General features: G+C 34.5%; 9 protein-coding genes and 2 pseudogenes. 5 read left to right on the top strand and 6 right to left on the bottom strand.

All coding sequences use genetic code 11. From position 1 onward, the window contains the following. Nucleotides 1–79: 79 nt before the first annotated feature. Nucleotides 80–532 (top strand): annotated as a pseudogene (locus BA053_RS03285) (ComF family protein); the annotation flags it as partial. Here BA053_RS03285 and murE read toward each other — a convergent pair. The 5 genes and pseudogenes from murE to BA053_RS03260 all read right to left on the bottom strand — a co-directional run bounded on the left by murE (nt 503) and on the right by BA053_RS03260 (nt 7,405). Next, complete coding sequence (gene murE, locus BA053_RS03280; RefSeq protein WP_065106751.1) at nt 503–2,068, bottom strand: UDP-N-acetylmuramoyl-L-alanyl-D-glutamate--2,6-diaminopimelate ligase; 1,566 nt, start codon at nt 2,066–2,068, stop codon at nt 503–505. The pseudogene BA053_RS03285 and the gene murE sit on opposite strands and share 30 nt — an antisense overlap. After that, a pseudogene (metC, locus tag BA053_RS03275) lies at nt 2,043–3,276 on the bottom strand (cystathionine beta-lyase). The gene murE and the pseudogene metC overlap by 26 nt, the downstream one beginning before the upstream one ends. Before the next feature lie 7 nt (nt 3,277–3,283). Further along, nucleotides 3,284–3,568, bottom strand: a complete 285-nt coding sequence (locus BA053_RS03270) for a BolA family protein (protein ID WP_065094920.1) — start codon at nt 3,566–3,568, stop codon at nt 3,284–3,286. A gap of 70 nt (nt 3,569–3,638) precedes the next feature. Beyond that, complete coding sequence (gene dnaK, locus BA053_RS03265) at nt 3,639–5,561, bottom strand: molecular chaperone DnaK (RefSeq protein WP_065094918.1); 1,923 nt, start codon at nt 5,559–5,561, stop codon at nt 3,639–3,641. Nucleotides 5,562–5,647: 86 nt separating this feature from the next. Further along, nucleotides 5,648–7,405, bottom strand: coding sequence for an Rne/Rng family ribonuclease (locus BA053_RS03260; protein WP_065106749.1), 1,758 nt, complete (start codon nt 7,403–7,405; stop codon nt 5,648–5,650). A gap of 149 nt (nt 7,406–7,554) precedes the next feature. On the opposite strand from BA053_RS03260, the gene rpmG reads away from it, so the two are divergent. Next, nucleotides 7,555–7,755 (top strand): 50S ribosomal protein L33, encoded by a 201-nt coding sequence (gene rpmG / locus BA053_RS03255; RefSeq protein ID WP_006279743.1) that lies wholly within the window; start codon nt 7,555–7,557, stop codon nt 7,753–7,755. A gap of 25 nt (nt 7,756–7,780) precedes the next feature. Beyond that, on the top strand, nt 7,781–8,056 hold the full coding sequence (locus BA053_RS03250) for a helix-turn-helix domain-containing protein (protein WP_065094916.1): 276 nt from the start codon (nt 7,781–7,783) through the stop codon (nt 8,054–8,056). 67 nt (nt 8,057–8,123) lie between these two features. Here BA053_RS03250 and BA053_RS03245 read toward each other — a convergent pair whose 3' ends face one another. After that, the gene (locus BA053_RS03245; protein WP_065094915.1) at nt 8,124–9,005 is read right to left on the bottom strand and encodes a zinc ABC transporter substrate-binding protein; all 882 of its coding nucleotides are present in this window, start codon (nt 9,003–9,005) and stop codon (nt 8,124–8,126) included. Here BA053_RS03245 and BA053_RS03240 point away from each other — a divergent pair. Both BA053_RS03240 and ubiB read left to right on the top strand, forming a co-directional pair. Continuing rightward, nucleotides 8,997–9,737 (top strand): metal ABC transporter ATP-binding protein, encoded by a 741-nt coding sequence (locus tag BA053_RS03240; protein ID WP_065094914.1) that lies wholly within the window; start codon nt 8,997–8,999, stop codon nt 9,735–9,737. The genes BA053_RS03245 and BA053_RS03240 overlap by 9 nt on opposite strands. Further along, entirely contained in the window at nt 9,734–11,164 is a 1,431-nt protein-coding gene (gene ubiB, locus BA053_RS03235; protein ID WP_065094913.1) for a 2-polyprenylphenol 6-hydroxylase, read from the top strand. The genes BA053_RS03240 and ubiB overlap by 4 nt, the downstream gene beginning before the upstream one ends. The last annotated feature ends 177 nt before the right edge of the window (nt 11,165–11,341 follow it).

The raw sequence follows: 11,341 nt of genomic DNA, 5'->3' as shown, positions 1-11,341 counted from the left end.
TGTTGGATACTTTTTTCTCATCTTTACCCCGTACTAAAATTTCAGATATTATAGCCTTTTACTTGTTTCCGGACAACCTCTGATTATAAATTTCAAATTTTTTGATAATTTGAATTACGTAAAAATCTATGCAAAGTGGATATACCAAGCTAATCAGAATACGTTTCAGAACGCAGAAGTCATAATTCCTATACCGTTACATAAAATGCGCTTGTTTAAACGTAAATATAATCAAGCAGCGTTGCTCGCAAAAGAGTTGAGTAAGTTGTCCAATTTATCCTATACGCCATTTGCAATAAAACGCCTTCGCCATACCACATCTCAAGCTGGTCTTTCACTTAAACAGCGTGAAAAAAACTTAAAGAAGGCTTTTAAAATAAGCAACAAGAAAATTATCGAAAATAAAATCGTGATATTAGTTGATGATATGGTAACAACCGGAGCAACTGTAAGATCTTGCTCTCAAGAAATTTTAAACTCCGGTGCAAGAGAAGTGAGAGTGCTATCGCTTGCAAGAACGGTAGCATGTTAAAACGTGATTTTTAATAACCTCAACATCACTAAATTCAAAAGTTTGATTCCCTATGATTTGAAATTTCTCATGTCCTTTTCCTGCAACTAGCAGAATCATACCCTCGTTATAGGCAATATCTACGCCTTTCTCTATAGCTTCTCTCCTACCTCCTATCTCCAGTGCATCAGGGCAATGTAGCAAAATATCGTGGCGAATTTTTGCCGGATCTTCATCACGCGGATTATCATCTGTAATTATTACTTTGTCTGCATACATTTGTGCTATTTTGCCCATTTCTAAACGTTTCGTCTGATCGCGATTTCCACCGCATCCAAAAACTAGAATTATTTTTTTGTTGATATGCCATTTTAAAGACAACAGGGCTTGTTTAAGCGCACTTGGAGTGTGTGCGTAATCCACGAATGTAAAAGGTTTCACTTTTTCCATTCTTCCTGGTGGAGAAATGAGTTTTTCTACGCATATTTCTCTGTAATTTAATCCAGATATACCAATTGCACATAGCAGATTATATGCTTGAAATTTTCCTAAAACTGGGAAAAATGTATTGTAAATTTGGTTATCAATTTTTACTGTAAGATGTTGACCATTAGGGGTTGGTGTTTGCTCTAATAAAGTAATATCAGAGCCTGTTTTTCCATAGGTGATAATTTTGTTGCTGCGTTTTTCAGCTATTTTAAGCAATGCGCAGTATTCATCTATATCCGCATTTAAAATCGCTGTTTTTCCTTCTGGTAATACTTCGTAAAATAACCTTTTTTTAGTTTCTAAATATTCACCAAGACTTTTATGGTAATCTAAATGATCTTGCGAGAAATTAGTAAAAGCTGCAGCACTCAACTTTAATCCATGGATTCTGTATTGATCAATCCCATGACTTGATGATTCCAACACTAAGTGTTCTACACTTATACCACGCAATGTTGCGTAAAGGTCTTCTGCACCTGGAGTGGTAAGGCTGTTGCTATTACCTTTTCTGCCATTATTGATGCATGTTCCAAGTGTTCCAATAGACGCAGCATTATAGCCAGAGTTTTGCGAGATCTGGCGGCAAAATTCTACTACTGAAGTTTTACCATTTGTACCAGTTACAGCAGCAACATATTTGGGCTGTTTGAATTGATAAAACCTGCTGACTATTTCGCTGTATATTTCTTGAGGGTTTGGGTGTTCAAGCACTGCAAAGCTCGAAGTATCTGTCATTCCAGTGCGTGACACTGGAATCCAGTTTTTATTATACAATTGCCTAGTGTGCTCATTTGCAATTAAATTTTCTGGATCCAAGTAGTCAAGCACTGGGATGACATCTTTCTTGGCCCCTTGTATCACAACGTCTACACAGTTGTGTACGTAACACTGTGATTCAGTAGGAAGGATATGGATTCCAGTATCGCATGTTGCGTATTCTTTACTCCTTTCTGACACACAAACAAAAAGATAACCTTCCTTGACTCTCTTGGGATTACATGTAACGCCCTTGATTTCAACATCAAAGTCAACATCAATAATGTTATGCAGTAATTCTCTCAGTTTCATCTGCCAGCTTTGATATTCAAACATGGCAACCTTGCTAGTGCAGCATTTAAATCAGAGATCAAATCCTCAGAATCTTCTAGTCCACAAAATATCCGCATGAAACTTCCACCATAATCTGAATTCATTACAGATCTTGACATAGATCTACGATCTATTGGTAATATCAAACTGTCGCACCCTCCCCAAGAAGCACCAATACTAAAAATTTTCATATGATCAACCATGCAGCTTAGTTCTTCACATGAATATTCTCTATCCAGTATTATACTGAATACGCTACTTGCTCCTTTGAAGTAACTTTTCCATAATTCGTGTTGAGGATGGGAGGGAAGTGCTGGGTACAAAACTTTTTTGATTTTTAAATGTTTTTCTAGCCACTTTGCCATTTCCATTGCTGTATTTTGGTGCCTTTTCATACGTGTGTGCAGTGTTCTTAGTCCCCTATGTGCAAGGTAGCAGTTGTGCGATTGAATGGTTACCCCATAATTTTTATGGCTCTCATAAAGCAATTTAAAAGTTTCACCTTCAGCAACCATAGCTCCCATCACTAAATCTGAGTGACCGGCTAGATACTTTGTCACCGCATATAGTGCAACATCAACTCCATAATCAAGCGGCTTAAATAACAAAGGAGTGGCCCATGAATTGTCACAAACGGTCACAATTTTATGTTCCTTAGCAACTTTTACTATATGCTCTATATTCGAAATCTCAAACGTTACAGAACCAGGAGTCTCGATCATTATCAATGAAGTATTACTCTGAATTAAATCAGTTATATCCTGTGTTGGATCATAAAAAGTTACTTCTGTTCCTCTTTTTGGTAGCTCATTTTCTGCAAACCTCCTAAGCCTATAATAACTATTATCTTGAATTAAAACGTGCGAGCCTGCTTTAGCGAAAGTTAGAATAGCAAAAGTAAGTGCAAATAGTCCGGAAGGATAAATAAGCGCTTGTCCACTCCCTTCAATTTCAGCCAGTGCATTTGAAAGATAATGAACAGTAGGAGTACCAACATTACTGTAGCTATAATCTCTTGCAACACCATCGTTGATTACATCGTATATACTTTCTCCATTTGCTGCATTTAAGTAGTCCTTGTAAGTAGGAAATAATATGGTAGAAGAATGATAAACTGGCGGGTTCATGGAACCTTTATAGTCATTAAATTTTCTTCCTGCTTTAACTAATATAGACTCTTCCTTCACATTTTTATTATTTATTTTTTAAATTGTACTCATCTTGCGTATACAAGTGAAGAGAAATTGCATGTATTAGCTCTATCTCACCCTTCAATAACTCATAAATCAACTTGTGTCTTTTTAGAACGCTCATTCCAATAAAGCCGTCAGATATTAATATTAATTTAATGTGCGAAGGTAATATTGAAGATGAAGCAAAATAATGATCAGCATGCTTTGCTGATTCATCGATAATGTTGATATCAATTACATCTATCGAATCGCGTATCTTTTCTTCTATTGTTTTAATAATATCCATAATGGCTTCTTTAAGCAACAATATGCTCCTCTTGTCATCCCAGTATCAGCTACTTGGATGACAATCGCAATTACTTATTCTTTTCTTTATTATCTATGTCTTGATAATCAGAATCTACTACTTTTTCCTCTTTATCATTTGGATTTCCTTCTGATGAAAAGCCATTTTCAGCACTATTTTGTTGAGATGTTTGATACATAGCTTCTCCAAGTTTCATAGATAATTGAGAAAGATTAGTGACTTTCTGCTGTATTGAATCAGCGTCATCAATGTTATCAGATTTACTAACTTCTTTTAATTCGTTAACTGCATTTTCAATAGCAGATCTATCTTCTGGTGAAACTTTATCACCATACTCTGTCAGAGACTTTTCTGTAGAATGGACTAAGCTATCTGCTTGATTCTTCACTTCAATAAACTTTTTGCGCTTTTCATCTTCTTGCGCTTTTTCTTCAGCTTCTTTTACCATGCGATTTATTTCATCATCAGATAAACCACCTGAAGATTGAATGCGTATTTTTTGCTCTTTTCCAGTAGCTTTATCTTTTGCAGAAACGTGTGCTATTCCATTTGCATCTATATCAAATGTCACTTCAATTTGTGGCCTTCCGCGCGGAGCAGGAGGTATCCCTTCCAAACTAAACTGACCGAGTAGCTTATTATCAACTGCCAGTTTTCTTTCACCCTGATGCACCTTAATTGTAACAGCTGTTTGGTTATCTTCTGCAGTTGAAAACACCTGAGATTTTTTAGTAGGAATTGTAGTATTACGTTCAATAAGTGGAGTGAATACTCCTCCTAGAGTTTCAATACCAAGAGAAAGTGGAGTCACATCAAGTAGCAACACATCTCTTACATCACCTTGAATGATCCCCGCCTGTATTGCAGCTCCAATTGCTACAACTTCATCAGGGTTAACTCCTCTATGTGGATCTTTGCCAAAGAATTCTTTAACTTTCTCTATGACTTTTGGCATACGAGTCATGCCACCAACGAGAACCACTTCGCCAATTTGACTAGCAGACAAACTAGCATCCTCAAGAGCTTTTTTACAAGGAGCCATAGTTCTTTCGATTAAATCATTCACTAAGCTTTCAAGTTTTGCTCTCGTTAATTTCATATTTAAGTGTTTTGGACCACTTGCATCAGCTGTAATAAACGGTAGATTTATTTCCGTTTCCATTGCACTTGATAATTCAATTTTCGCTTTTTCAGCAGCTTCTTTGATTCTTTGCATAGCCATTGGATCATTTTTCAAATCAATGCCATTACTTTTCTTGAATTCATCTAGTAAATAACTCACTACTCCATTATCAAAGTCTTCACCTCCAAGATGAGTGTCACCATTTGTAGCCTTTACTTCAAAAACCCCTTCACCTATTTCAAGTATTGAAACATCAAATGTACCACCACCAAGATCATACACCACTATTGTGTGTCCATGTTTTTTATCAAGACCATAAGCAAGCGCTGCAGCAGTTGGTTCATTTACTATTCTGAGTACATTTAATCCGGCGATTTTTCCTGCATCTTTTGTTGCTTGACGTTGAGAGTCATTGAAGTATGCTGGTACTGTTATCACAGCATCTTTTACTTCCTCTCCAAGATAAGCTTCTGCTGCTTCTTTCATGTTTTGTAGTATAAATGCACCAATTTGACTAGGAGAGTATTCTTTATTATCAGTGGTTTTAATCCATGCATCACCATTTTTTGCCGCAAACACTTTATACGGCACGTTTAGATTTTTCATTTCAGAATCACCGTATTGACGGCCTATTAATCTCTTAGTAGCAAAAAAGGTATTACTTGCATTGGTGGTTGCTTGCCTTTTTGCTGGAGCACCAATCAATTTTTCTCCTGATGAAGTAAATGCAACTATAGATGGAGTAGTTCTTGCTCCTTCTTTATTCTCTATTACCTTTGTGTCTTTGCCCTGCATTATTGCAACACAAGAATTTGTTGTTCCGAGATCTATGCCTATTGCTCTTCCCATAATGAGTACCCCATTGTAAATATTATCTGACATAAGAATATATAAGTATAGGGCTCATTAATTACAAGCCCAATTTAGGTTTCTAATTAGTTATTAGAACTTAAAAGGCGCGAAAGCCACTTAGTCAGCCAAAAATTGCCTCGTAGTTTATTTGAATGATCAGCTTCTTCATTGCTGCTATCCCCAATTTGGTATCCAGAGTTCTGTAATGGCTTATAACCGTTTAAATTAACATCATCTCCTTGTTTTAAAACAAATGCATTTACATCTAAACTGTTATCAATACTGACGTTCAATGTAATATTAAACTCTTTTTCGATTGTAGAAACTGTATTCCGTTTATTATTAAAAATATGTGCTATAACTGCACTGTGCGCTACTAAATCAAAAGACTTATTTCGATTCTTGTTAGCAATATGTTGTAAATCCCTTAGTATTGATGAAACAATTACTTCGTTTGATTTTACTCTTCCAATACCCTTGCAGTGTAAACACTCTGTAGTATTAATTTCTTGTATGTTTGGTTTAATTCTTTGTCTTGAAAATACCATTAAACCAAAGTCATTTATGTAGCTAAATTGAACTTTAGCTTTATCGTCTTTAAACGCTTGCTTTATAGCAGACTCAACAGCTCTGCAATACTGATATTTCAACATGTCAATAAAATCGACTACTATTAATCCTGATAGGCCCCTAAGATTCACCTGTCTTGATATTTCAGGTACTGCTTCCATATTGGTTCTATAAGCTGTTTCTTCTATGCTATCTTCTCCTGTCATCTTTCCTGAATTTACGTCTATTGAAACAAACGCCTCAGTTAAAGTTATTATCAAAGACCCACCAGATGGCAATTCTACTCTATTGCTATATAACTCAGAAATTTGATCTTCGATTCCGTAGTAAGTAAAGATCGGAACATAACCTCTATACAATCTATAGCGCAACTTACTACCTTTTAGTGCATTGTTAGCATATTGCCTAACTGCTTCAAAAGCTTCCTTTCCAGACACTATAACTTCTACACCATCGCTACAAAAATCACGAACAGATCTCATAATTACATCTGCTTCGTTGTAAATTAATGATGGAGCATTTACAGAGAAGGCATTTTTTTGAATGCTCTGCCATAATGAGGATAAATAATTGTAATCCTGCTCAATTTCTTTCTTATTTTTTCCTGAACCAACAGTTCTTACTATTAAACCTGATCTTTTTGGCAAGTTTATTGAACTCAGTATCTCCTTTAACTGCTTTCTGACATTAGCATCTTCAATTCTGCGGGACACTCCACCTTTGCTCATGGAATTTGGCATGAAAACACAGTATCTACCCACTAAAGTTATGTATGTTGTAAATGAAGCTCCTTTATTGCCTCGTTCCTCTTTAGTTAGCTGAACCAATACTTTTTGATTTACTGAAATAACATCTTGTAATTTGTATTTTTTATATAAAGGTACCTCTCTTACAAAACCGCTACCTGACTCGTTAACATTCTTACTAGCTGCAGAATCTAAAGAGACACTTGCTGGGACTTCTTCTGTACAATCGTCATTTGAGTAGCCCTCAAAGATAATTTCCTTTTCTGGAATATTGAAGTAATCTAGAGATATCTCGGAAAAAGACAAAAAACCTTGCTTATTTTTTCCATATTCAATAAATACGGCTTGCAAAGAAGGCTCTATACGCTTTATATAAGCAACGTATATATTACCTCTTAATTGTTTTTTTTCCTTGAATTCTTGTTCAAATTCTACAACCTTGTTATTAATTGACAAGGCAACTCTTACCTCATTAGAACAGATAGAATTTTCTATCAATAATACCCTTTTACCACTATTTGTCACTTATTTACCGTTTGCTTTTTATTCTGAAGTTAACTTTATGCTACTTAATGCACTGTTGATTGTCAAGGATTTTGCAATCTGCATTATTCGATTGACTTTTAGTATTTTGCGTAATAAACTCGCATAGAATTTATTATATCATTATAAGTATGGCGAAAAAAAATGCTTCTTTGCTTGTTAAGTTAGTCAGCACTGCAATCAAGACAACAAGAGCTGGTGAAGAAAAATCAACAGGCTATTTTTATGTAAAAAAGCGTAATCCAAAAAAGCTCACCAGAAAACTGGAGTTTAGAAAGTATGACCCAGTAGTCAGAAGGCATGTGCTATTTAAAGAAGAAAAATTAAAGTAGTTTTTTTATAGGAAAGTTTATTATTATGCAAAATTTACAATTAAGTTATCCTGTAATAATAGAGTTGGACAATGTAAAGGATACAAAACTGAAATTAATAAAGGTCATTGCACAATTAATAGGTAAGAGATACACAACACAGAAAAAAGCAGCAAACGCTCTAAAGATTGATCAGCCTAAAGTATCTCAAATCAATAGATCAAAAATCGAAGGGTTCTCCTTAGAATACTTGCTTAACTTATTGGTTGCATTGGACCAAGACATAAACGTAAGAATAAAGCATAATTCTAAACCTGCATAATATGTAAAGGACAAATGGTAATTTAAAAATTGCAGAACAATAAAACGGTAAGCTAAAAGGGAGCTTATTACTCAACAAAACAAGACTTAAAATTTTGTGCAATGCTATCGATTATAGCTAGATATGTATCTTTTCCAGGCTCTATGTCTGATCCAATAGGATCAAGAACTACCATTTTTGCGTCATTAGAAAGGGTATTAGGCTTTATGCTATCTTCTTGTGAATGAGCAAATATACATTTAACGTTTTCTTCCTTCATTATCTTTTTTAGCTTCATTAAACTCTTCATACCTATGTAAGAATCCTCTTCTATAGAAAGAATAGCGCTTGGATGATTTAGACCGAAATATTTTTCAAAATATTGATAAGCATCATGAGTAACGATGTATTTTTGATTTTTAAAATCATTCAGTTCTTTCATAATTTCTTTTACTTCTTGGTCTATTTTCTTTATAGCTTTTGTTGCATTAGAGTTGTATCGATGGAAATTTTCTTTATCTATGTTAGACAATGTTGCACTTATAAAAAGTATCATGCTCTTTGCATTTTCGGGACTCAGCCAAATGTGTAAATCTTTTTCATCTTGAATGTGAGTGATTTTTCTAGAAAATGAATGTGGCCGAGCAGGAAGTAGGTTGATTGCCTTTGACAATTGTACTAGTTCTTTATTATTTTTGGCAAAAGTTTGAACAAACGTTTCTAAGTTATCGTCAACATAAAATATAACGTCACTTGATTCCAAATTACTCGCATCAGATGGCTTTAATATATAATTATGCGCAGATGTTGCATAGCCAAGCAATTCTGGTTCTAAAATCCCTTCTGTCACAGAAGCCACAAGTGAGTGGATAGGTTTAATTGTAGCTACAACTTTTAAATTGGATGAAAAGGCAATATTATAGTATAGTGTAAATGAAAGTAATAGAAAAAAAGTCAGTAAATGTCTCATATAAACGTTGAGAAGAAGTTAAATTTTGTCAATAAATTGAATAATGTCAATAATCGTGTTCTAAAAATAGAAAATCTTGCTCTCACATATGATGGTAAAAGAATCCTTGACAATATCAATATGTTCATGGAAAGAGGAGACGTAATTACAATACTTGGTCCAAATGGTGGAGGTAAAACCTCTTTAGTGAAAGCAATTGCTGGTATAAATAAAAATTATACTGGAAATATTGTGTTAGCTGAGAACACAAAAATTAGCTACATGCCGCAAAATTTTAGTGTTAGTAATTTGATGCCAATAACAGTTGAGTATTTTCTTTTAAATAGCTCCTTGAAAAGACTAAAGAAAAATCAATCCATTATTACAGAAACGATAGAGTTGGCTGGTATTGGTAACATTTTGAAAAATCAAGTATTAGAAATTTCTGCAGGGCAAGCACAATTATTATTGCTTGCACGTTGTTTAATTGCAGAACCTGACTTGATCATTCTAGATGAGCCAGTTAGTGCAATGGATATTAACGCACGGGCTAAGTTCTATGATATTATAAGCAAAATGGCAAAAACCCGATTAGTGTCGATTCTTATGACTTCTCATGATCTTAACTCTGCTCTACCATGCTCAGATTACATAATTTGTATAAATAATACTGTCTACTGCCAAGGTAAGCCTGGTGAGATTATGAAGAATAAAACCCTAAATGAAATATTTAGCAGTTACGCAGCGAAATGATTCAAAATATTTTGCGTCTTCTGCACATAACTACGGTGCTGACGCGTTACAATATATTACCTTATTTACTTCCACCATCAAAAAAATCAATAAATAAAATACAAGGCCACAAGCTAAAGTGTGCTCTTGAAAAATTAGGTCCGGTGTTCATTAAGTTTGGGCAGTCTATCTCATCACGTACTGATGTTTTAAATGAGGATATAACAAATAACTTGTTATTGATATGTGATAGATTGCCATCATTTTCACACAAAATAGCAGTTAAAACTATAGAAAGTGAGTTTAATTGTAAATTGAGCGACATTTTTTCAAGCTTTTCTGAAAAGCCAATTGCAGCAGCATCGATTTCTCAGGTGCATAAAGCGGTTACAACTGAGGGTAAGGAAGTTGCTGTGAAGGTTTTAAGGCCAAATATTGAGAAGACATTCTCAAGGGATATAAAAATGCTTTCTTGGCTTGCAGAAATTGCAGAAAAATTTAGCGAACAATCAAAAAGGCTGAAGCCGATTGAATTAGTCAAAACTTTTGCTGAAATTTGCCGATTAGAGTTAGATCTACGTTTTGAAGCTGCTCACTCTTCAGAACTAAAGGAAAACACAAAAAATGACAGAGGTTTTTACGTACCTGAAGTAGATTGGAATAGAACTTCGAAAAAGGTTTTAACATTAGAATGGATAGAAGCAACGCCAATATACGAAGTTGAAAAACTGAATAATCGTAAGCAAATAGCTATCAATCTTATAGAATCGTTTTGCAATCAAGTATACAGAGATTGTTTTTTTCATGCTGATATGCATCCTGGAAATCTAATGGTTGATAGTAATAACAATATTATTGCCCTGGATTGTGGAATCATGGGTAGAATAGATCGTGAGACATGCTATTACGTTATAGAGATACTCAAAGGCTTTTTAAATCGGGATTATGATCACGTTGCAAAAATGCATTTTAGAGCTGGTTATGTCTCATCACAGCATAGAAATTTTGTCACAGCTTGCAGGGCAATAGGTGAACCCATTATTGGGCAGCCTATACAGAAGATTTCATTTGCTAGTTTACTTGCTCAGCTATTAAAAATAACGGGTGATTTTGATATGAAAGTTCAAACACAATTGTTATTGCTGCAGAAAACTATGATTTTACTGGAAGGAACATGTAGAAAGATCTGCTCAGAAATCAATATGTGGAAAGTAGTTGAAGCGTGGATAAGCAGTCAACATGAAAATAAAATAGGGTATAGGGAAAAAATTAGAAGTTCTTATCCCATAAAAACAATCCAAGGAATATTTAGCCTTATAGAAAAATTGAACCTAATAGCTGATGAAAAATTAGAAAACATCCAAATTAAAAATAAATCAAATGGAAAAGTCTATTTTTTGCTGTGGTCTGTAATTATAATTCTAATTGTTAAATTTTTAATTTCTTAAACTGTGAGAAAAAACTGCATCAAGCCCAATTTTTATTCAACTTAATTTTTAATCTGCAGGAGCCGAGTTGAGAATGTCCAATTTTCCACTTTCTTTATGTATCTGTTCAGCAGAGTGGCAAAATAAGGTAGACGAGAAAAGACAACTATAGGAACAAATGGGTGTCATGCCAGTGCG

Source organism: Wolbachia endosymbiont of Nomada ferruginata (assembly GCF_001675785.1).
GTDB classification, from domain to species: Bacteria; Pseudomonadota; Alphaproteobacteria; order Rickettsiales; family Anaplasmataceae; genus Wolbachia; species Wolbachia pipientis.
Note: the sequence above shows the minus strand (reverse complement) of the source record. Positions and strands in the feature narration are given on the sequence as shown.

Coding starts and splice junctions, on each gene's coding strand:
- BA053_RS03270 (WP_065094920.1), bottom strand. CDS start 3,568: ATGGATATTATTAAAACAATAGAAGAAAAGATACGCGATTCGATAGAT.
- murE (WP_065106751.1), bottom strand. CDS start 2,068: ATGAAACTGAGAGAATTACTGCATAACATTATTGATGTTGACTTTGAT.
- BA053_RS03240 (WP_065094914.1), top strand. CDS start 8,997: ATGTCTCATATAAACGTTGAGAAGAAGTTAAATTTTGTCAATAAATTG.
- rpmG (WP_006279743.1), top strand. CDS start 7,555: ATGGCGAAAAAAAATGCTTCTTTGCTTGTTAAGTTAGTCAGCACTGCA.
- dnaK (WP_065094918.1), bottom strand. CDS start 5,561: ATGGGAAGAGCAATAGGCATAGATCTCGGAACAACAAATTCTTGTGTT.
- ubiB (WP_065094913.1), top strand. CDS start 9,734: ATGATTCAAAATATTTTGCGTCTTCTGCACATAACTACGGTGCTGACG.
- BA053_RS03250 (WP_065094916.1), top strand. CDS start 7,781: ATGCAAAATTTACAATTAAGTTATCCTGTAATAATAGAGTTGGACAAT.
- BA053_RS03245 (WP_065094915.1), bottom strand. CDS start 9,005: ATGAGACATTTACTGACTTTTTTTCTATTACTTTCATTTACACTATAC.